The sequence below is a fragment of the Micromonospora sp. HM134 genome (assembly GCF_007833915.1).
GTDB lineage: Bacteria > Actinomycetota > Actinomycetes > Mycobacteriales > Micromonosporaceae > Micromonospora > Micromonospora wenchangensis.
In genome coordinates, this window is sequence record NZ_CP041061.1 from 6411772 (window position 1) to 6432557 (window position 20786).

Annotated in this window: 17 protein-coding genes; 7 read left to right on the forward strand and 10 right to left on the reverse strand. The window is 74.5% G+C overall.

What is annotated here, in order from left to right:
• Positions 1–110 precede the first annotated feature (110 nt).
• The 3 genes from FJK98_RS27765 to FJK98_RS27775 all read left to right on the forward strand — a co-directional run bounded on the left by FJK98_RS27765 (position 111) and on the right by FJK98_RS27775 (position 1877).
• A complete protein-coding gene (locus FJK98_RS27765; protein WP_145923039.1) occupies positions 111–1085 on the forward strand; it encodes a helix-turn-helix transcriptional regulator in 975 nt (324 codons plus the stop codon).
• Positions 1086–1158: 73 nt separating this feature from the next.
• A complete protein-coding gene (locus tag FJK98_RS27770; RefSeq protein ID WP_145921587.1) occupies positions 1159–1377 on the forward strand; it encodes a DUF397 domain-containing protein in 219 nt (72 codons plus the stop codon).
• Between the two features lie 236 nt (positions 1378–1613).
• Positions 1614–1877, forward strand: a complete 264-nt coding sequence (locus tag FJK98_RS27775) for a hypothetical protein (RefSeq protein ID WP_145921588.1) — start codon at positions 1614–1616, stop codon at positions 1875–1877.
• A gap of 130 nt (positions 1878–2007) precedes the next feature.
• Here the strand turns inward: FJK98_RS27775 and nudC are convergent, their stop codons facing one another.
• From nudC to FJK98_RS27795, 4 genes are all read right to left on the reverse strand, one after another.
• Positions 2008–2955 (reverse strand): NAD(+) diphosphatase, encoded by a 948-nt coding sequence (gene nudC, locus FJK98_RS27780; protein WP_145921589.1) that lies wholly within the window; start codon positions 2953–2955, stop codon positions 2008–2010.
• Positions 2952–4277: a pitrilysin family protein gene (locus FJK98_RS27785; RefSeq protein WP_145921590.1), complete on the reverse strand. Its 1326-nt coding sequence runs from the start codon at positions 4275–4277 to the stop codon at positions 2952–2954. The genes nudC and FJK98_RS27785 overlap by 4 nt, the downstream gene beginning before the upstream one ends.
• Positions 4278–4450: 173 nt before the next feature.
• Positions 4451–5761, reverse strand: coding sequence for a pitrilysin family protein (locus FJK98_RS27790; RefSeq protein ID WP_145921591.1), 1311 nt, complete (start codon positions 5759–5761; stop codon positions 4451–4453).
• A gap of 54 nt (positions 5762–5815) precedes the next feature.
• Positions 5816–6901, reverse strand: coding sequence for an LLM class flavin-dependent oxidoreductase (locus FJK98_RS27795; RefSeq protein WP_145921592.1), 1086 nt, complete (start codon positions 6899–6901; stop codon positions 5816–5818).
• 188 nt (positions 6902–7089) lie between these two features.
• On the opposite strand from FJK98_RS27795, the gene FJK98_RS27800 reads away from it, so the two are divergent.
• Genes FJK98_RS27800 through FJK98_RS27815 form a run of 4 tightly spaced genes read left to right on the forward strand, consistent with a single transcriptional unit; the run spans position 7090 to position 10303 of the window.
• Positions 7090–8157, forward strand: coding sequence for an ABC transporter substrate-binding protein (locus FJK98_RS27800; protein ID WP_145923040.1), 1068 nt, complete (start codon positions 7090–7092; stop codon positions 8155–8157).
• Positions 8154–8933: an ABC transporter ATP-binding protein gene (locus FJK98_RS27805; RefSeq protein ID WP_145921593.1), complete on the forward strand. Its 780-nt coding sequence runs from the start codon at positions 8154–8156 to the stop codon at positions 8931–8933. Before FJK98_RS27800 ends, FJK98_RS27805 begins: the two co-directional genes overlap by 4 nt.
• Positions 8923–9807: an ABC transporter permease gene (locus FJK98_RS27810; protein ID WP_145921594.1), complete on the forward strand. Its 885-nt coding sequence runs from the start codon at positions 8923–8925 to the stop codon at positions 9805–9807. The genes FJK98_RS27805 and FJK98_RS27810 overlap by 11 nt, the downstream gene beginning before the upstream one ends.
• A 1-nt stretch (position 9808) precedes the next feature.
• Positions 9809–10303 carry an Rrf2 family transcriptional regulator gene (locus FJK98_RS27815; protein ID WP_145921595.1) on the forward strand — a complete coding sequence of 165 codons (495 nt, stop codon included), beginning with the start codon at positions 9809–9811 and terminating at the stop codon, positions 10301–10303.
• 102 nt (positions 10304–10405) lie between these two features.
• On the opposite strand, the gene FJK98_RS27820 is transcribed toward FJK98_RS27815, so the two are convergent.
• From FJK98_RS27820 to FJK98_RS27845, 6 genes are all read right to left on the reverse strand, one after another.
• Positions 10406–10606: a hypothetical protein gene (locus FJK98_RS27820; RefSeq protein ID WP_088644250.1), complete on the reverse strand. Its 201-nt coding sequence runs from the start codon at positions 10604–10606 to the stop codon at positions 10406–10408.
• A gap of 370 nt (positions 10607–10976) precedes the next feature.
• Entirely contained in the window at positions 10977–12350 is a 1374-nt protein-coding gene (locus FJK98_RS27825) for a DEAD/DEAH box helicase (RefSeq protein ID WP_145921596.1), read from the reverse strand.
• 224 nt (positions 12351–12574) lie between these two features.
• On the reverse strand, positions 12575–12778 hold the full coding sequence (locus FJK98_RS27830; RefSeq protein ID WP_067374184.1) for a cold-shock protein: 204 nt from the start codon (positions 12776–12778) through the stop codon (positions 12575–12577).
• A 200-nt stretch (positions 12779–12978) separates the two neighbouring features.
• On the reverse strand, positions 12979–16467 hold the full coding sequence (locus tag FJK98_RS27835) for an ATP-dependent DNA helicase (RefSeq protein ID WP_145921597.1): 3489 nt from the start codon (positions 16465–16467) through the stop codon (positions 12979–12981).
• Complete coding sequence (locus FJK98_RS27840; RefSeq protein WP_145921598.1) at positions 16464–20132, reverse strand: ATP-dependent DNA helicase; 3669 nt, start codon at positions 20130–20132, stop codon at positions 16464–16466. Before FJK98_RS27840 ends, FJK98_RS27835 begins: the two co-directional genes overlap by 4 nt.
• A 107-nt stretch (positions 20133–20239) precedes the next feature.
• Positions 20240–20785, reverse strand: a complete 546-nt coding sequence (locus FJK98_RS27845; RefSeq protein WP_145921599.1) for a TIGR00730 family Rossman fold protein — start codon at positions 20783–20785, stop codon at positions 20240–20242.
• Position 20786 lies beyond the last annotated feature (1 nt).

A 20786-nucleotide genomic window follows, 5' to 3' on the forward strand; every position in this document is an offset into this window, starting at 1 on the left:
GCCCTCGCCGGGACCTCCGACGCCGGTCGCGCCGTCCATACTGACCGTGGGGGGCGAGTTTCATACAGTTACCGTCGCGTCTCGTGGCGGTCTACGGAATCGAGGACACCGTGCCTCCTGCCGTACCGAGCCCGATCCTGCGTCGCCGCAGGCTCGGCACTGACCTGCGTCGCCTGCGCGAGGCGGCGGGACTCACCGGCGACCAGGTGATCGAACGGATCGGCTGGGCGTCGGCGTCGAAGCTGTCCCGGCTGGAGAACGGCCGCAGCCGGCCCGACCCGGAGGACGTCGCCGTCCTGCTCGACCTCTACCGGGCCGCCCCCGCCCTGCGGGAGGAGTTGCTGGTCATCACCGAGGAGGCCGGCGACATGCGCGCCTGGCGCAAGTCGTACCCGGTGATGACCCAGCAGCAGCTGGGCTGGGCGGAACTGGAGGCGGGTTGCGCCCAGATCCGCGAGTACAACCCGGTCCTGGTGCCGGGGCTGTTGCAGACCGAGGGGTACGCCCGGCTGCGGATCGTCTCGGCGAACGCCGCCGCCGCTTCGGCCGACCCGTCCGCCGGGGACGACCCGGAGACCGAGGTCAAGGCGCGGCTGGGCCGGCAGTCCCTGCTGGACCGGCCGGACGGCCCCCGCTACACGGCGGTGCTGGAGGAGGCGGCGTTGGGCCGCCGGGCCTGCCCGCCGGACGTGCTGCGGGATCAACTCGCCCACCTCTGCGAGCTGGCCATGCTGCCGAACGTGACGCTGCACCTGCTGCTGCGCGACACCCGGATCGGCGAGTTCTACCTGCCGCCGACGGCCTTCTCGCTCTACCGGTTCACCGATTCGCAGGACCCGGAGACGCTGGCGATCGAAGGAGGCTTCATCGACGTCATGTCGACCGAGGCATCTACGGTAAATCGCTATAAAGTGGCGTTTGAGTGGCTATGCTCGGCGGCGCTCTCCGCATCGGACACCCTTACCTGGCTCTTCACGGCGACGGGACGGCTGACCGACACGGCAGCCTCGTCCTCGACGGTCCCGGGTCCGACAGCAGCGCCGGCCCAACGCCGCCGACAACCTGGGCGCCTGACGGAGCGGTGACACACCGACCCGCCGGGGCCGGGCGACCGCCGCTCGTTTCGTCGAAGCAGTTCCAGGAACCAGGAGCAGAGCCATGAACGAGATCCAGACCGTGCCCGCCGACCTGCGCTGGCACAAGAGCAGCCGTAGCCAGACCTCCAACTGTGTGGAGGTCGCCCGGCTGCGCACCGCGACGACCGAGGTGGCGCTGCGGGACAGCAAGGACCCGGACGGCCCGGTGCTGCTGTTCCCGCAGGCCGGCTGGCTCGGCTTCCTCCAGGGCACCAAGGACGGCCAGTTCGCCCTGGACTGATCCGGTCACCGCTGCGGGGCCGTCGGCAGCCTGCCGGCGGCCCCGCGTCGTCGCGTCGCCACACCCGTCCACTCCGTACGGGCGACCCACCTGAGCAGGCATCGGATGATCGGACAGGACCCGGCCGAAGCACCGCGTCCGCCTTGCCGGGAGCACCGGCGGGCGTAACATGACGATCCAGTGACGTGGAAGTTCCACAACGTACCCGGCCACCCGCGGTCCGTCCGGAGACCACCATGCGTTACCTGATCGTCCGAACCGACATCCGCACCGCCGCCGACATCGACCTCGCCGCCACCTGGGCCGGCGGAGGTTGCCTACGCAACGAGACCACCACCCCCGAGCTGCGCCGCCAGACCGTGCACGCCGAGGACCGGGACGCCGCCCTGCTGCTGGCCCGGGCCCTGTCCACCGTGGGCGCGGTCCGCGCCGGCCGACAGCGGATCAAGGTGCTGCCGCTCGGCGAACCCGGCCGACGGCACCGGCACCCGCCCGGCTGACCGACGTCCGTCGTGGTCGGACCGGCCCCGCCGGGCCGTCTCCCGCCCGGCCACGACGGCCCGTGTTCCCGGCCCGGGGTCCGTCGCGGCAACGACGGCCCGGGGCCGGGACCGCAGCCGCGCCGGACGGTCAGCAGTGGCCGTCGAGCCAGCGGTGGATCAGGAACAGCGCGATCGACGACGGCGGCGGCAGGATCACCCGGTCGCCGTCCCCGGCGTCCACCGCCCGACCGGCCAGCACCGCGCCGATCTCGCGCCGGGTGAACCAGCGGGCGTACGCGATCTCCGTCGGGTCCACCCGCACCGGCTCCCCCGGGTCCGCCTCGGCCAGGTAGCCCAGCATCAGCGAGCCGGGGAACGGCCAGGCCTGGCTGCCCGCGTACGTGATCCGCTCGACCCCGACGCCGACCTCCTCGCGGACCTCGCGCAGCACGGCCGCCTCGACGGACTCCCCCGGCTCGACGTACCCGGCGAGGCAGGAGAACCGCCGCTGCCCCGGGGTCCGTGGCCAGGTGGCGTTGTTGCCGAGCAGGCAATGCCCGTCCGGGCCGTCCACCCCGTCGTGCACCAGGACGATCATCGCCGGGTCGGTACGCGGCCACATCCGGTGGCCGTCCGCGCCCACCCGCGACCAGCCGCCCTCGGCGACCTCGCTCCGGTGCCCCGTCCGGGGTGACCAGCCGTGCCCCAGGTGCCAGTTGACCAGGGCGAGCGCGGTGGTGAAGATCCCCGCGTCCCGGTCGTCGAGCAGGTGGCCGATCTCCCGCAGGTTGGCCTCCCGGGTGCCCGGCAGCTCGGGCAGCGGGGCGTCCACCGCGAAGACCGGCACCCCGTCCGGTTCCACCCCGAGAAAGAGCCGGTACGCCTCCGGGGTCGGGCCGACCTCGGCGGCGTCCCGCAACACCAGCACCGGCGGGTTCGCGTCCGCCCGGACCAGGGCCCGCCCGTCCCGGGTCGAATCCAGCACCAGCACCCGGGCCCGCCGCCACGCCTGCGCCAACCACTGCGGGTCGGTACGCCGGTGCGCCGCCCGGTCCAGGGTGGACCGGGCCAGCGGCGGCGCGGTCTCCCCGCTCACGCCGACTCCGTCCGCACCGGGGTGAGGGCGGCCAGCGGACCGGCGATCCGTTCGGCGTCACCGAGCACCACCACCACCGCCCGCGCCGGGGCGAGATAACGGGCACCCACCTCGGCGACATCGTCGACGGTGACCTTCGCCAGCCGGGCGGCGTGCTCGGCGAGGAAGTCCAGCCGCAGCCCGTTGCCCGCGTACGCACTGGTCAGCGCGGCCAGCCCGGCCTGGGTGGAGATGCCGAGCTGGAGGGTGCCCAGGGCGTACTGGCGGGCCTGTTCCAGCTCGTCCGCGCCGGGCGGCAACGAGGCCAGCCGGCCCAGCTCGTACGTGGTCTCCAGCAGGGCCGGCCCGGTCACCTCGGTCGCCACCTCGGCCCCGGCGACCAGCACCGACCCGGCCACCGAATGCTCCACCGAGGAGTGCGGGCCGTAGGTGTACCCCTTGTCCTCCCGGATGTTCTCCGTCCAGCGGGACGAGAAGTAGCCGCCGAAGATCAGATTCGCCAGTTGCAGCGCGGCATGGTCCGGATGGGTCCGGGGTACCGCCGGCAACGCGATCCGCAGCGAGGACTGCACCGAGCCGGGCCGGTCCACCAGCAGCAACGGGCCGGGTTCCAGCGGGGGCGCGGGCGGCAGCTCGGCACCCCGGCTGTCCCCGGTCCAGCCGCCCAGCGCCTTCTCCGCCGCGTCCAGCGCGCGTTCCGGCTGCACGTCGCCGACCAGCACCAGCACCCCCTCGGCCGGGTGCACCCGCTCGGCGTGCAGCCGGCGCAGCACCGCCGGCCGGACCGCCCGCACCTGGTCCGGCTCCGGGGTCTGCACCGCGTACGGGTGCCGGCCGTAGATCCGCCGCAGCAGCGCCGTCCGGGCCAGGTGGGCGGGCTGGCTCAACGCCACCTGGATGCGGTCCACCAGCCGGTCCCGCTCGGTCTGCACCCAGTCGGCCGGGTAGCTGGCGTCGGTCAGCACGTCGGCCAGGAGTTCCAGCATCCGGTCCAGCCCGGTGACCAGGCCCGCGCCGGAGAGCATCAGCCGGTCCGGGTCGGCCCCCGCCGAGAGCCCGCCGCCGACCTTCTGCAACTCGGCGGCGATCTCGGTGGCGGTGCGGGTGCCGGTGCCGGCCAGCACCGTCTCGGCGAGCATCGCGCCCCGGGCCAGGTGGGTGCGGCCGAACGGCATCCACAGCCGCAGCTCGACCAGGGGTACGGCCGGCCGGCGTACCGCGATCACGGTGAGCCCGTTGGCGAGCCGGCGCTCGGCCTGCCTGGGCAGCTTGAGCCGCCGGGTCGGACCGAGCGGCGGAAGCGCCCGGGAGTTGACGGTCACTGCGTTGTCTCCGTTCGCGACTGCGGGGCTCGCAAACCCGGCTCACTCCTCGCGCTCACCGCGTTGTCTCCGTTCGCGACTGCGGGGCTCGCAAACCCGGCTCACTCCTCGCGCTCACCGCGTTGTCTCCGTTCGCGACTGCGGGGCTCGCAAACCCGGCGCACTCCTCGCGCTCATTTGGCACCGCCGGGGATGACCTCGATGGAGGCGCGGCGGTCCGGGCGCAGGGTGGCGGCGGCGGCGCGGACCTGGTCGTCGGTGACCTCGCCGACCAGCCGGGGCAGGTCGTTGAGCAGGCCCGGCTCGCCGCGCTGCTGCTCCAGCACCGCCATCCGCAGCGCCCGGCCGAGCACCGCGTCGGTGTCCCGTAGCAGGTGGGTGGCCATCCGCGCCTGGGTGCGGGCGAGTTCGCCGTCGGTCAGCCCGTCGGTGGCCAGCCGGTCCAGCTCCTCGTCGATCGTGCGCAGCGCCTTGTCCACGTCGCCGCCGGGCGGCAGGTGCGCCTGGAGCAGCAGTGCGGTGGGGTCGCGGACGTCGAACGGGTCGCCCATGAAACCGAGGTAGCCACCGAGGCCGGTGACGCTGCGGTCCCGCTGCACCATCCGCTCGACCAGGCGGGACGCGTCCCCGTCGGTGAGCACCTCGGCGAGCACCACGTACGGCAGGTAGCCGGCGAAGTCGCCGACCGGGTCGGGCACCCGCCACGCCGAGGCCACCGCCGGCAGCGGCGCCAGCTGGTCGGTGTACGTGGTGCGCCGCTCGGCGGTCAGGTCGGGCTCGGTGAAGTCGGGGCGCTCCGGGGCGGGCCGGGCCGGCACGTCGCCGAAGTGCCGTTCGACCAGGGCGGTCGCCTCCGCGACGTCGATGTCACCGCTGACCGCGAGCACGGCGTTGCCGCTGGCGTAGTAGCGGCGGAAGAAGTCGGCGGCGTCGGCGACGGTGGCCGACTCCAGGTCGTCGAAGGAGCCGTAGCCGTCGTGCGCGTTGGGGAAGGTGTCGAACATCACCGGCGGCAGGGTCAGCCAGGGGAACCCGCCGTACGGCCGGTTGAGCACGTTGACCCGGATCTCCTCCTTGACCACGTCGACCTGGTTGCGCAGGTTCTCCTCGGTCAGCCGGGGGCCGCGCATCCGGTCGGCCTCCAGGAACAGCGCCCGTTCCAGGGCGTTGCCGGGAAGCGTCTCGTAGTAGTCGGTGTAGTCCAGGTGGGTGGAGCCGTTGAAGGTGCCACCGGCACCCTGCACGTGCCGGAAGTGGGCCAGTTTCTCCAGGTTCTCCGAGCCCTGGAACATCAGGTGCTCGAAGAGGTGGGCGAAGCCGGTGCGGCCCTGCGGCTCGGAGCGGATGCCGACGTCGTAGACGACCGCCACGCCGATCACCGAGGCGCTACGGTCCGGGGTGAGCACCACCCGTAGGCCGTTGTCGAGGGTGAACCGCTCGACCGGGTACTTCGTCGCTGGGATTCTCGCTCTCCGGGTCGGCACGTGATCGACCCTAGCGTGTCGCCACCGGTGACACGGGCGTCCTCGGCCTGCGTCTCAGTGCGCCACCGCGACGGGCAGCGCGGTGACCCGGGGCAGCACCTCCGCGCCGACCCGTTCCGCCTCCTCACGGTGCGGCCAGCCGGAGAGGATGAACTCGTCGACGCCGCTCTGGGCGTACTCGTCGATCCGGGCCGCGACCTCGGCGTAGCTGCCGACCAGGGCGGTGCCCGCGCCCTCGCGGACCAGGCCGATGCCGGCCCACAGGTTCGTCGCGACGGCGAGGCGTCCGCTGCCGCCGCCGTGCAGCGCGGTCATCCGGGCCTGGCCGACGGAGTCCATCCGGCCGAACCGGGCCTGGGCGGCGGCGATCCGCTCCGGGCTCATCCCGGCCCGCAGCCGGTCGGCCTCGGCCCACGCCTCGGCGGCGGTGTGCCGGGCGATGACGTGCAGCCGCAGCCCGGTGCGCAGGGTGCGGCCCAGCTCGGCGGCGCGGGCCCGGACCCGGGCCACCCGGGTGGCGATCGCCGCCGGTGGCTCGCCCCACATCAGGTACGCGTCGGCCTGCCGGGCGGCGACCGCCTCGGCGGCCGGGGACGCGCCACCGAGGTAGACCGGCGGCGGGTCGGTCAGCGGGCTGGAGAGCCCGCCGCCGTCGACCCGGTAGTGCTCGCCGGCGAAGTCGAACGGGCCGCCGCGCCAGGAGCGGCGGAGCACCTCGATGAACTCACCGGTACGGGCGTAGCGGGCGTCGTGGTCGAGGAAGTCGCCGTACGCCCGCTGCTCGGTGGGGTCGCCGCCGGTGACGATGTTCAGCGCGAGCCGCCCGCCGGAGACCGCCTGGAACGCCTCGGCCTGCTGGGCGACCAGGGTGGGCAGGGCGAAGCCGGCGCGCACGGCGACCAGCAGGCCGATCCGCTCGGTGTGCTGGGTGACCGCGGCGCAGACGATCCACGGGTCGGGGCAGCCGGAGCCGACCGGGGTGAGCAGGGCGCTGAACCCGCCCGCCTCGGCGGCCCGGGCCACCTCGGTCAGATATCCGACGGTGGCGGCCCGTGCGTGCCGGGCCGCGCCGGCGGTGACGGTGGCGGCACCGACCTGGTCGCCGTCGCCGGAGGTGGGGAGGAACCAGTGGAAGGTCATGTCGGCCGCCCTCTCGCCGTGTCCCGCCCGGTCTACCTCGCCGGGGGTAGCTAAACCTATCAAGAAGGTAGGAAAACCAGGAATATCTGAGAACCGACATCCCATGATGTGGACGGCGCTTGACGCCGATCGACTCCTGACCCACTCTTCCTACCAACTAAATAGGAATACTGCGGATTGGATAGATGATGAGACGGCTCCCCTTCCGTCGGCTGATCTCCCTCGCCACCCTCGCCGCCGTCGGCGTGGCCACGATGGGAACCACCGCGGCGTGCGGTGACGACGACAGCGCCACCGGCGGCGGCGACTCCGGCCCGGTCACCCTGCGGCTGGGCTACTTCCCCAACATCACGCACGCCCCGGCCGTGGTCGGCGTCGAGAAGGGCATCTTCGCGGAGAAGCTCGGCAGCGACGTCAAGCTGGACCCCAAGACGTTCAACGCCGGCCCGGCCGCCATCGAGGCGATCTTCTCCGGCGCGCTCGACGCCACGTACATCGGTCCGAACCCGACGGTGAACGCGTTCTCCAAGTCCAAGGGCGAGGCCGTCCGGGTCATCTCCGGCGCCGCCTCCGGCGGGGTCGCCCTGGTGGTCAAGCCCGAGATCACCTCGGTCGAGCAGCTGCGCGGCAAGAAGATCGCCACCCCGCAGCTCGGCAACACCCAGGACGTCGCCATCCGCTACTGGCTCAAGGAGAAGGGCCTCAAGACCACCAAGGAGGGCGGCGGCGACGTCAAGATCGTCCCGCAGGAGAACGCCCAGACGGTCGAGACCTTCTCCAGCGGCTCGATCGACGGCGCGTGGGTGCCCGAGCCGTTCGTCTCCCGCCTGGTCAACGCCGGCGGCAAGGTCCTCGTCGACGAGCGGGACCTCTGGCCGGACAAGAAGTTCGTCATCACCAACCTGATCGTCTCCACCAAGTTCCTCAAGGCCCACCCGGAGACGGTGAAGAAGCTGGTCGAGGGGCAGGTCGCGGCGAACGACTTCGTCAACACCAAGCCGGACGAGGCCCAGCAGGCCATCTCCGACCACATCGGCAGGATCACCGGCAAGCCGCTGGACCTCAAGCTGATCAAGCAGGCGTGGCCCACCCTGCTGTTCACCAACGACCCGATCGCGTCCTCGCTCAAGACCGGGCTCGACCACGCCGTCGCGGTCGAGTTGACCCAGCCGGTCGACCTCGACGGCCTCTACGACCTGAAGTACCTCAACGAGGTGCTCAAGGCGCAGGGCCAGGCCGAGGTCACCCAGCCGTGACGTCGACCACGACGCCGCCGCAGAGCGCGACCACCGCGGTCGCGCTCTCCGGCGTGACCAAGGTGTACGGGCGCGGGACGAACGCCGTCCTCGCCCTGGACGGGGTCAGCCTCGACGTCCGGCCCGGGGAGTTCGTCTGCCTCGTCGGCGCGTCCGGCTGCGGCAAGAGCACCCTGCTCAACCTCGTCGCCGGGCTGGACCGGGCGCAGGGCGGCACCATCACGGTGGCCGACGACGCCCACCCCGGCCTGATGTTCCAGGAGCCGGCGCTGTTCCCGTGGCTGACCGTCGAGGCCAACGTCGAGGTGCCGTTGAAGCTGCGCGGGCTGCCCCGGGCCGAGCGTCGGGAACGGGTGGCGGAGCTGCTGAGCACCGTCCACCTGTCCGACTTCGGCCGCAAGCGGCCGCACGAACTCTCCGGCGGCATGCGGCAGCGGGTCGCCCTGGCCCGCACCCTCGCCCTGGACACCCCGGTCCTGCTGATGGACGAGCCGTTCGGCGCGCTCGACGCGATGACCCGGGACATCCTGCACGACGAGTTGGAACGGATCTGGACCGAGCGGCAGCTCACCGTGCTGTTCGTGACGCACAACGTCCGCGAGGCGGCCCGGCTCGCCGACCGGATCATCCTGCTCAGCAGCCGGCCCGGCCGGATCATCTGGTCCACCGAGGTGAACGTGTCCCGACCCCGGCGCATCGACTCCCCCGAGGTGGCCGCGATCGCCTCCGAGGTCACCGACCGACTCCGTACGGAGGTGGGCCGCCATGGCAAGTGACACCCTGACCGACGCGGCCCGTACCGACGCGGAGATCTCCGGCCTCGACGCGCTGGAGATCGCCGGCCGGGAGAAGGAGGTCTCCCGGGGCGCCCGGCTCTGGGCGTCCACCTGGCCCAAGCTCGCCGCGCTCGCCATCGCCATCGGGCTGTGGCAGGTGGTGGTCTGGAGCGGGTGGAAGCCGCCGTACTCGCTGCCCGGCCCGGTCACCGTGGCCGAGGAGCTGGCCCGGCAGGCCAGCGGGCGGCAGCTCTGGGACGGGCTCGCCACCACGCTGCAACGGGCCGCACTCGGCTACGTCTTCTCGGTCGCGGTCGGCCTGCTGGTCGGCCTGGCGGTGGCCCGGTCCAAGGTGCTGCGGGCGGCGATCGGCTCGATGATCACCGCATTGCAGACGATGCCGTCGATCGCCTGGTTCCCGCTGGCCATCCTGCTGTTCGAACTGAGCGAGAAGGCGATCTTCTTCGTGGTGGTGCTCGGTGCCGCGCCGTCCATCGCCAACGGGGTGATCAGCGGGGTCGACTACGTGCCGCCGCTGCTGGTCCGGGCCGGCCGCAACCTCGGCGCCCGGGGGCTGAACCTCTACCGGTACGTCATCGCGCCGGCCGCGCTGCCCGCCATCGTCGCCGGGCTCAAGCAGGGCTGGGCCTTCTCCTGGCGCAGCCTGATGGCCGGTGAGCTGCTGGTGGTCGGCATCTCGCAGACGTCCCTGGGTGCCCAGCTCACCTACTCCCGGGAACTGTCCGACGCGCCCTGGCTGCTCTCCACGATGATCGTCATCCTGGTCGTCGGGCTGGTGGTCGATGCCGCCTTCGGGGCGGCCGACCGGGCGATCCGACGCCGCTGGGGCGTGCTGGACCAGGCTGGTCAGTGACGTGTACATCTCCGCGCGCAGCGACTATGCGCTCCGGGCCATGCTCGCCGTCGCCGCCTGCGACGACGGCGAGACCACCCGCCCCGACAGTGGCAACGGCCGACCCGACGGCGGCGACGGCGGACGCCCCGACGGCGGCGGCGAGCTGGTCAAGGCGGCGAGCCTGGCGCGGGCGCAGGGCATCCCGCTGAGCTTCCTCCAGGGCATCCTGCTCGACCTGCGCCGCGCCGGCCTGCTGCACAGTCACCGGGGCACCGAGGGTGGCTACGCGTTGACCCGTCCCGCCTCACAGATCAGCGTCGGGGACGTGCTGCGCGCCGTCGCCGGGTCGCTGACCACCGTACGGGGGCTGCCCGCCGAGGACGCCGGCTACCACGGGGTGGCCGCCGGCCTGCGCGACGTGTGGCTCGCGGTGGACGGTGCGATCGCCGTGGTGGTGGACCGGACCACGCTGACCGACCTGCTCACCCACCAGGAGCAGGCCCCGGCCCGCTGACGTCGGTCGCCCGTCCGACCGTCGGTCCCCCAGGACCCGACGGTCGGACGGGACGCCCGGACCTACCGCCCCCACCGGCCCCACCGGCCCCCGGCAGGAGGCTCAGCCGGCGGTCAGCTCGACCGTCGGCGGACGCCCCTCGTCGGGGCTGTGCAGTTCGACCAGCCCGGCCGGAGCGGCGCGCCCCGGCCTCGGGTGCCAGGGCGCGAACGCCGCGACCATGGCGAGCAGGAGCCCGGCACCCGCCACGGCGAACACCACCAGTAGCTCGCGCCCCGCCCCCGACTCAGCGTCGCCCCCCATGGTCACCCCTCCCGTGCCCGGCCGTGCCGGCCGGTTCTTCCCCCGGGAGCAAGCTTCGACCAGCCGGACCGAATGGAACAGTCACCGATCGGACGCAATAGAGCCGGCAAGCCGACCCACCCCGACGCATGATCACCGTGGGTCCGCACCCGACCCCGCACGGTCCCCGACGTGCGACGACGCCACCCACTCCACAAGATCAACTGACCAGCCATGATCGACTCAAGTGAGGCGATGTTGCGCCATCCTCAGCGCGCCGACACCGCAACATCGGCCCCAATGAGTTGATCTCCCCGACCCTGCGGCCCCGGGGAGGCCGGGGCCGCAGGGCAGCAGGGCCGGGAGCCGCAGGGCCGGGGCGGCGGGGCGGTCAGGCGGTACGGGGGCGACGCGGGCGCCGGGAACGGCCCGACGTCCGGTGCGGCCGACCACCCTCACCGCCACCACCGACGGCGGTCCGCGACCGACCGCCCTCACCGAGGGCAGCACGAGACCGGCCACCCTCGCCACCGGCGGCGGGACGGGGCCGGGCGGCCGGGGTGGGCGTCGGGGCGACGATGGTAACCGGCACGCCGGACGGCTCACGGGCCCCGGTCACCCGGGCCAGCGCACCGTCGCCGAGGCGCACCTGGGTCGACTGCGGGGTGATGCCGGCGATGCTCATCAGCCGGGAGACGTCCCGACGCTGCTCCGGCAGGACCAGGGTGACCACCTGACCGGCCTCACCGGCCCGTGCGGTCCGGCCGCCCCGGTGCAGGTAGTCCTTCGCCTCGGTCGGCGGGTCCACGTTGACCACCATGTCGAGGCCGTCGACGTGGATGCCCCGGGCCGCCACGTCGGTGGCGACCAGGGCGGTCACCTGGCCGGTGCGGAACTGCTCCAGGATGCGGGTGCGCTGCGGCTGGGACTTCCCCCCGTGCAGCGCCGCCGCGCGGACGCCCTTGGCGAGCAGTTGCCGGGCCATCCGGTCGGCGCGGTGCTTGGTCGCCATGAACAGGATGGTGCGGCCCTCACGGGCGGCGATCTGGGTCAGCGCGGCGGGCTTGTCGGCCGCGTCGACGTGCAGGACGTGGTGGGTCATCGCGGTCACCGTGGCGGTGCCCGGGTCCACCGAGTGCGACACGGGGTTGCTGAGGAACCGGCGGACGAGGCGGTCCACCCCGCCGTCCAGGGTCGCCGAGAAGAGCATCCGCTGGCCGTTCGGGGCGACCTGCTCCAGCAGCTTGGTCACCTGCGGCAGGAAGCCCATGTCGGCCATCTGGTCGGCCTCGTCGAGCACGGTGATGGCGACCTGGTCGAGCCGGGCGTCACCCCGGTTGATCAGGTCGTGCAGCCGGCCCGGGGTGGCGACCAGCACCTCGGCCCCGGCGCGCAGCGCGTCCGCCTGCCGTTGCAGGGACAGGCCACCGACCACGGTGGCGCAGCGCAGCCCCAGCGCCCGGGCGTACGGGGTCAGTGCCGTGGTGACCTGGGCGGCCAGTTCGCGGGTGGGGACCAGCACCAGGGCGAGCGGGCGGCCGGGGCGGGCCCGGTGGCCGGCGGTGCGGTGCAGCAGCGGAAGCCCGAAGGCGAGGGTCTTGCCCGAGCCGGTGCGGCCCCGGCCGAGCACGTCCCGGCCGGCCAGCGAATCCGGCAGGGTGGCCGCCTGGATCGGGAACGGCTCGGTGATGCCCTGCGCGGTCAGCTCGGCGAGCAGCGCCGGTGCGAGACCGGTCGCGGCGAAGGTGGGAACGGTCATGGTCATGCGGAAATGCCTTCCTCGACGCGGCACGTGTCGAGGGAGGGCGCCGGGAGCCGGCGCGGTCGCCGACGGAGCGTTCCGTCGGGGACTCACAAGCACGAACCGATGGGGTACGGGAGCCGGTCCGCCGCAGCACGCCGCGTCCCGCCGGAGCGGGGGGCGGCGCGGCGGACCGGTCCGTCACCGGGCCCGGAGGACCCGGAGGGTGTTACCGGACGATCCGAAGATCAGAGCGGACGGATGTTCTCCGCCTGCGGGCCCTTCTGGCCCTGGGTCACCTCGAACTCGACCCGCTGGTTCTCGTCCAGGCTCCGGTAGCCGGAGGTCTGGATCGCCGAGAAGTGGGCGAAGACGTCGGCGCCGCCGCCGTCCGGGGTGATGAAGCCGAAGCCCTTGTCAGCGTTGAACCACTTGACGGTGCCAATTGCCATCTGTTTCGTCTCCTTGACGGAACGTCGGACCCGCACCTGTTGCGGGCCCGAAGAGGAGCGCTCCGCGCGGGATGCGCGAATCGCCTGTTGTTTTTGGTCGCCCCGCCCGGAGAACTCCGGACACAACAAAGAGCGCCTGGGGCCACAATCCGCCAGGCGCACACAGAGTCTCTGGAAACCAAAACTGCAACAAGAGCAACTTACCACGGATCTCCCGCCGCGCCACCCCCTACCGGATTTTCCGGCAACCCGGCGATGATCGCGGTCAGCCCGTCGGCGTCCAGCAGGTCGGCCGGGCGCACCGTCACCCCCTCCCGTACGTAGTGGAAGGCGGCCCCCACCCGGTCCACCGGCACCCCGGCCAGCTCCGCCCAGGCCAGCCGGTAGACGGCCAACTGCACCGCGACCACCTCGGCCTCCGCGCCGGTCGGCTGCCGGCCGGTCTTCCAGTCGACCACGTCGTACCGGCCGCCGGGGCGGGAGAAGACGGCGTCCATCCGGCCCCGGACCACCACGCCGGCCAGCACCGTGGCGAACGGCACCTCCACCTCCACCGGCACCCGGTCGGCCCACTCGCTGGCCAGGAAGCGTTCCTGGAGCTCGGCCAGCGCCCCGTCGGGCGCGGCGTCCGCGTCGGCGGCACCCGGCAACTCGTCCACGTCGAGCAGCCGGTCGATCCCGAACCGGGACTCCAGCCAGGCGTGGAAGGCGGTGCCCCGCCGGGCGTACGGGCTGGGTGGGGTGGGCATCGGCCGGCGCAGCGTACGGGCCAGTTGGGCCGGGTCCCGGCGCAGGGCCACCAGCTGGGTCACCGACAGGTGGCCGGGCAGCGTCACCTCGACCGCCTCGGCCTGCCGCAGCAGCTCCGCCCGCTCGGCCAGGAGCAGGTCCGCCTCCCGCCGCCACCGGGCCACCTCCGGATCGGGCTCCGGAGCAGCCGTCGCCGGGCCCGCCGCCTGCGCACCCGCCGCCGATGGGCCCGCCGCCTCCTGGTCCACCGCCTGCGGATCAGCCAGGTCACCGCTGGCCGGGGTGGGGGCGGGAGCGCGGCGGGCCGCGTCGGGGTCGGCGAGGAAACGGCGGACCAGGGCCGCCGCCTCGGTCAGCGCCGGCCGGCGGGGGCCCAGCGGGTCGGCCGGCCAGTCGGCCCGCAACACCAGCGCGGTGGTCGGATTGACCGCGTCCCCGGCCGGCTCGGGCGCCCACTCGTCGATCAGCAGGCCGTCGCCACCGGTCAGGCAGGCGTCGTACACCTCGCGGAGCAGCACCGACGGGCCCCGGAACCGTTTGGTCCCCTCCCCCCACCAGTACCCGGAGCAGAGCAGCAGCCGCCGGGGCCGGGTCACCGCCACGTACGCCAGCCGGCGTTCCTCGCGTTCGTCGTGCGCCCGCCAGGCGTCGGTGAAGTCGGCCACCGCCCGCGCCACCCCCCGCTGGTCGGTCACCTCGGCCAGGTCGAGCGCGGGCAGCCCGTCGGCGTCGCCGCGCAGCGGGAACGGCAGCACGCCGAGCCCGCCCAGCCAGTGGTCGGAGTTGCGGACCTGACCGGGCCAGCCGCCCCGGGTCAACCCGGCGACCGCGACGACGTCCCACTCCAGGCCCTTGGCGGCGTGCGCGGTGAGCACCTGCACCGCGCCCTCCACCACCTCCACCTCGCCCGGGGACAGCCCCCGCTCCTCGTCCTCGGCGGCGGCCAGGTAGGCCAGGAAACCGGCGAGCGTCGCCGCCGGGGTCTCGCCGCTGAACCGGGCCGCCACGTCGCCGAGCGCGTCCAGGTGCCCCCGGGCCAGACCGGCGTCGCCGGTGCCGTCCCGGCCGGCCCGGACCGCCACCTCGACGTCCAGCCCGATGGTGCGTTCCACGTCCGCGATCAGCTCCGGCAGCGTCTGGTCCAGCCGGTAGCGCAGCAGCGCCAGTTCCATCCCGTACGACCGCAGCCGCGCGTAGCCCTCCGCCGAGTACGCCTGCGCCGGCCCCAGATCGGCGAGCGCCTCCACCAGGGTCGCCTCGTCGAGGGCGTCCACGACGATCTCCGGCCCGTCGTCGCCGGTCACCTCCCGGCGGGCCCGGGCGAGGGCCCGCGCCCGTCGGTGCAGGGCCACCAGGTCACGCGGCCCGATCCGCCAGCGCGCCCCGGTCAGCAGGCGCAGCAGCGCCGCGCCGTCGGTCGGGTCGGCCAGCACCCGCAGGGTGCAGACCACGTCCCGTACCTCCGGGGTGTCCAGCAGCCCGCCCAGGCCGACCACCTCGACCGGCAGCCCCCGGGCGCGCAGGGCCGCCTCGATCGCCGGGATCTGGCTGCGGACCCGGACCAGCACGGCGGTGGAGGGGCGCTGCGGCACCGGGATGTGCTCGGGCAGCGCGCCGGGCATCCGGGCCGCCCCCCGCCAGGCGGCGAGCACGCTGTCGGCGATCCAGTCCGCCTCGTCGACGTACGTGGGCAGCAGCGCGCAGTGCACGGTGCCGGCGGCCCGCCCGCGCGGGCTGCGGTGCGGGATCGGGTCGCGGACGCTCATCGCGGCGTGCAGCTCCGGCACCCGGGCGCCGGCCGCCCGCAGCGGCACCGACAACGTGTTGGCCACCCCGAGGATCTCCGGCCGGTTGCGCCAACTGGTGGTGAGGCTCATCGCCCCGGCGGGGGTGCCGTCGGCGTGGGCGAAGTCGGTGGGGAACCGGTCGAGCGTGCCGGCGCTGGCCCCCCGCCAGCCGTAGATCGACTGGCAGGGGTCGCCGACCGCGGTGACCGGGTGACCGCCGCCGAAGAGGTGGTTGAGCAGCACCACCTGGGCGTGGCTGGTGTCCTGGTACTCGTCGAGCAGCACCACCCGGTAACGGTCCCGCTCGACCGCGCCGACCGCCGGGTGGTCGCGGGCCACCCGGGCGGCGCGGGCGAGCTGGTCGGCGAAGTCCATCGCCTCGAAGTCGTCCTTGCGCCGGGCGTACGCCCGCACCAGCGGCAGCAGCTTCAGCCGGGTCCGTTGCAGCTGGAGGGCCCTGCGGACGTCGGCGTAGACCCGCCCGGGGTGGGCCTGCACCTCGGCGAAGAACCGGCCCGTCCAGGCGGCCAGGGCGTCCGGGTCGACCAGGTGCTCGTCCAGCTCGCCGGCCAGCGCGAGGACGGCGTCGGTGACGGTGCTGGGCATCCGGTCGACCTCGGACATGTCGCCGTCGTAGTTGCGGACCAGCAGGTCGACGAGCTGCCACCGGGACGCCTCGGTGAGCAGCCGGGTGGTCGGCTCGTAGCCGGCCCGCAGCCCGTGCTCGGTGACGATCCGCCCGGCGTACGAGTGGTAGGTGGCGACGGTGGGCTCGCCGGCAAGTGGATCGTCCAGCGGGTTGCGGGCCCGCCGGCCGAGCCGCCGCACCAGCTGGTCGAGCCGGGTACGCACCCGGTGCGCCAGCTCACCGGCCGCCTTGCGGGTGAAGGTCAGCCCGAGGATCTGTTCCGGGCGCACGTACGAGTTGGCGACCAGCCACACCACCCGGGCGGCCATCGTCTCGGTCTTGCCCGAGCCGGCACCGGCCACCACCAGCAGCGGCGCGACGGGTGCCGCGATGATCGCGGCCTGTTCGGTGGTGGGGGCGTCCAGCCGGAGCAGCCGGGCCAGCTCCACCGGCGTGTAGCGCGGCCCGGCGTCGGCGGCGCGCGGGGCGGGGGTGGCGGCGCTGAACAGCGTCGGCTGGGTCACCGCTCCCCCTCGTGGCCGGTGGCCGGTGGCTCCACGACCTGCCGGCCCTGCCCGGAGACCGGGCAACTGGTCCGCACCGGGCAGACCCGGCACTTCGCGTTGGCGACGGCGGCGAAGGTCGAGGCGGCCATCGTATCGGCGGTGCGCCGGACCAGGGCGGTGGCCCAGCCGGCCTCGGGGCCCTGCCCGGCGGCGGCCTGGGTCTGCTCGCGGGCGTCCTTCGTGCCGGTGCCGAGCTGCACCAGCGCCGCGCCCCCGGCCTCGTCGCCGAACTCGGCGAACCCGCCCGCCTCCACCGCCGCCTGGTACGCCCCGAGCTGCGGATGCTCGGCCATCTCCCGCTCGGTGACCGCCGTCGACTTGCCGGTCTTGAGGTCGATCACCACGAGCCGGCCGTCGGCGTCGACCTCCAGCCGGTCGACCCGGCCGGTCAGCTCGACCGGGCGGGTCGGGTCGTCGAGGCGGACCGCGAACTCGTGCTCGATGGCGAGCAGCCGGCGCGGGTTGCCGGCCAGCCAGCGCAGCAGCTTGTCCACCATGGCCTCGGCGCGTTCCCGCTCCGGGCCGACCATCCACCGGGCCGCCAGCTCGATCGCGTCGAACCGGGCGGCGACGTACTCCAGCAGGGCCGTCCGGTCGGCGCTGGCGTCCTCGGCCAGCATCGCGGCGGCGTGCACCAGGTTGCCGACGCCCTGGGCGGCGCTGGCCGGCCCGCTGCCGCCGTGCCGTTCGAGCAGCCAGCGCAGGCTGCACCGCAGCGCGCTCTCCATCCCCGACGGCGTGACCCGCACCGGTTCGCCCTCGTCCACCAGCGGCCGGTCGTCGGAGAGGCTGCGCAGGCCCCACCAGTCGTCCGGGTGCGCGCCGGGGATGCCGGCGGCGGCCAGCCGGGCCAGTTCGGCCGCCGCCGCGCGCCGCCGGGCCACCGACGCCGCCGGGTCGACGACCGCGGTACGCAGCTCCGCCACCAGCGCGGAGAGGGTGAGCGCCCGGGGTGGCCGCCCCACGGGCAGCTCCCCGGCCGGGCCGTCCCCGGCGTCCCCGGGCAGGTTCTCATCCGGCCCCCCGGGCAGGTTCTCGCCCACCTCCCCGGGTTCCCCGTCGGATGACCGACCCGCTTCGTCTCCCGCGCCGTCCCCGTCGCTCCGGGTAGCCAGCGGATCGTGGCGGGGAAGTGCCGATGTGGCGGGGCCGGGCGGGGTGGGGCCGGTTCCGGTGGGGCCGTTCCCGTCCTGGTCGGTGACGCCGAGTTCGTGCAGGAAGCGGCTGGGCTGCTCCTCGTGGTCGTCGCCGCCGACGGCGGCCGAGGCCACGGCGGTGACCAGCAGCCGATGCCGGGCCCGGGTCACCGCGACGTGGAACAGCCGGCGTTCCTCGTCGAGCAGGGCGGAGGTCTGCCCGACCAGGCTGGCCCGGGCGCCGGTGCCGTCCGCCCGGCCGACCAGCACGTCGACCAGCCGTTCGGAGCCGAGCAGGCTGCCCCGCAGCCGCAGGTCGGGCCAGACGCCCTCCTGCACCCCGGCCACCGCGACCAGGTCCCACTCCAGGCCCTTGGCCGCGTGCGCGGTGAGCAGGCGGACGGCCTCACCCCGGTCGGCGCTGGCCGCCAGGGTGTCGGCCGGCAGGTCCTGGCCGAGGACGTGGTCGAGGAAGACCTCGGTCCGCGCGCCGGGCAGCCGGTCGACGAACCGGGCCGCCGCGTCGAAGAGGACCAGCACCGCATCGAGGTCCCGGTCGGCGGCCTCGGCCCGCCAGCGCTGGGCGGTCTCGTGCTCCCCGGTGGCCGCCCGCCCCCGGTTGACCGCCCCGGCCCAGCGTTCGGCGAGCCCACTGGATTCCCACACCGCCCAGAGCACGTCCTCGGCGGTCGCCCCGGGCACGGCCGCCGCCGTCCGCGCGGTGGCGAGCAGCTCCGCGACCGTACGGGCCGGTTCGACCCAGCGCCGTTCGATGCCGGCCAGCTCCGCCGGGTCGGCCAGCGCCTCGACGATCAGCTCACCGGAGGGCCGCCGGTCACCCCGGGCCAGCGCGAGCGCCCGCAGCCCCTGGCGCAGCCGCCGCTCGGCGAGCGGGTCGGCCCCGCCCAGCGGCGAGTGCAGCAGCGCGATCGCGGACTCCTCGTCGAGCCGGGCCGGTTCGAGCGCGCAGCGCAGCAGGAGCAGCAGCGGGGCGACCGCCGGTTGCAGGTGCAGCGGCAGGTCCTCGCCGTGCACGACGGTGGGCACCCCGGCGGTGTGCAGCGCCCGACGCAGCGACGGCAGGTGCAGGTGGGTCGAGCGGACCAGCACCGCCATCGCCGACCAGGGCACCCCGTCGAGCAGATGGGCGGAGCGCAGCGCGTGGGCCAGCCAGGCGGCCTCGCTGGTGGCCGAGCGGAAGGTACGCACCTCGACGCTGCCGGGCGGCGCGTCGGGCAGGGGGCGAAGCCGCCGGTGCCCGGCCGGGCCACGCAGCCGCCGGGCGAGTCGACCGGTGGCCCCGAGCAGCACCGCGCCGGCCCGGTACGAGGTGGTGAGGGTGACCTGTGCCGCCGGTGCCCCGGAGGCGGTGCGGAACCGGTGCGGGAAGGCGGTCACCACGGCCGGGTCGGCACCCCGGAAGGCGTACGTGGAGGAGTCCGGGTCGGCGAACGCCACCAGGGACCGGCCGCCCCCGGCCAGGACGGCCAGCAGGTCCTGTTGGGCCGGGTCGGTGTCGGCCAACTCGTCGACGTAGACGTGGGCCAGCCGGCGACGTTCGGCCGCCAGCAGCTCCGGATCGTCGAGGAGCATGCCGGTGGCCGCCCGCACCAGCTCGGCCGGGTCGTACGCCACGGAACCCCGGTTGCCGACGTCACGCAGGGCGAGGACGGCGACGTACTCCCGCAGGAAGCGGGCGGCGGCCGGCCAGTCGGCGCGGCCCAGCTTCTCCCCCAGCCGGGCCAGCTCGACCGGCCCGACGCCGCGTTCGGCGGCGCGCATCAGCAGGTCACGCAGCTGGGCGGCGAACGCCCGGGTACGCAGGGCGGGGAGCAGGTCGTCCGGCCAGCCGACCGGGTCGTCGTCGGGTTCGCCGCCGACGACGTCGAGCAGTTCCCGGATGATCAGATCCTGTTCGGGGCCGGTGAGCAGCCGGGGGGACGGTTCGCCCCGCTCGGCGGCGGCCCGGCGCAGCAGCCCGAAGGCGTACGCCGGGAAGGTGCGTACCAGCGGCTCCCGCAGCACCCGGTGGCCGTCGGCGGCGATCCGGGCCTCGATCCGGTGCCGCAGCCCGGTGGCCTGCCGACGGCTGAAGGTGAGCACCAGCAGGCGTTCCGGGTCGACCCCCTCGGCGACCCGGGCGGCGACCGCCTCGACCAGGGTGCCGGTCTTGCCGGTGCCCGGCCCGCCGAGGACCAGCATCGGCCCGTCGGTGTGCGCCACCACCTCCGCCTGGAGCGGGTCGTGCCGGCGCCCGTCGGGGCGCACGGCATCGCCCGCCGGACCCCGGGCCGGTGGCCTCCCGGCGGGGCGCACGGCATCGCCCGTCGGCCCCCCGGGCCGCGGCTCCCCCTCGACGCCCGCACCGGCCCGGCCCGGCCCCTCGGCCGGCCCGCCGTGCCGACCGTCCCCCCGAACGTCCGCGGCGGACCGCCCGTCCTGCGGGCCCGGTCCGGCAGGTCGGCGCACCAGCCGGTACCCCTGCACCCCCACATCCCACCATGTCGGTACGACACCACCCACCGCACCACCCCGCCCGGGTCTGACCCGGCCCGGCGTGCCTCGGGCCGACCGTGGCCCAGCCCGGCCCCCGGTCAGGGCAGCCGGGCCTCCAGGGCGTCGAGCGCGGCGGCGACGGTCGGGGTGACCGTGAGCAGGTCCAGGCCGGCGGGCTTGAGGAAGGTCTGGTCGGTGATCGTGCCCAGCCAGTCGAGCAGCGGGCGGTAGAAGCCGTCGGTGTCGACCAGCACCATCGGCTTGGTGTGCATGGCCAGGGTGGCGGTGGTCCAGACCTCGAACAGCTCGTCCAGGGTGCCCAGGCCGCCGGGCAGGGTGAGGAACGCGTCCGACTTGTCGATCATGATGGTCTTGCGGCCGGCCATGCCGTCGGTGACCAGCAGTTCGTCCGAGGCCAGGTCGGCGACCTCCAGGTCCACCAGCGCCTGCGGGATCACCCCGACGGTGCGCCCACCGGCCGCCCGCGCCCCGTCGACGAGCGCGCCCATCATCCCGACACAGCCGCCGCCGCTGACCAGCGTGTGACCGCGCCGGGCCAGCTCCGCCCCGGTCTCGGCGGCCAGATCCAGCCAGCGCTGGTCGAGGGTGCGGGAGGACGCGCAGAAGACACAGATCGCCGCCACC

Bases quoted from the DNA above. Each gene is read 5' to 3' on its own strand.
- FJK98_RS27770 (WP_145921587.1), top strand. From the start codon at position 1,159: ATGAACGAGATCCAGACCGTGCCCGCCGACCTGCGCTGGCACAAGAGC.
- FJK98_RS27775 (WP_145921588.1), top strand. From the start codon at position 1,614: ATGCGTTACCTGATCGTCCGAACCGACATCCGCACCGCCGCCGACATC.
- FJK98_RS27795 (WP_145921592.1), bottom strand. From the start codon at position 6,901: ATGACCTTCCACTGGTTCCTCCCCACCTCCGGCGACGGCGACCAGGTC.
- FJK98_RS27800 (WP_145923040.1), top strand. From the start codon at position 7,090: ATGAGACGGCTCCCCTTCCGTCGGCTGATCTCCCTCGCCACCCTCGCC.
- FJK98_RS27810 (WP_145921594.1), top strand. From the start codon at position 8,923: ATGGCAAGTGACACCCTGACCGACGCGGCCCGTACCGACGCGGAGATC.
- FJK98_RS27820 (WP_088644250.1), bottom strand. From the start codon at position 10,606: ATGGGGGGCGACGCTGAGTCGGGGGCGGGGCGCGAGCTACTGGTGGTG.
- FJK98_RS27825 (WP_145921596.1), bottom strand. From the start codon at position 12,350: ATGACCATGACCGTTCCCACCTTCGCCGCGACCGGTCTCGCACCGGCG.
- FJK98_RS27830 (WP_067374184.1), bottom strand. From the start codon at position 12,778: ATGGCAATTGGCACCGTCAAGTGGTTCAACGCTGACAAGGGCTTCGGC.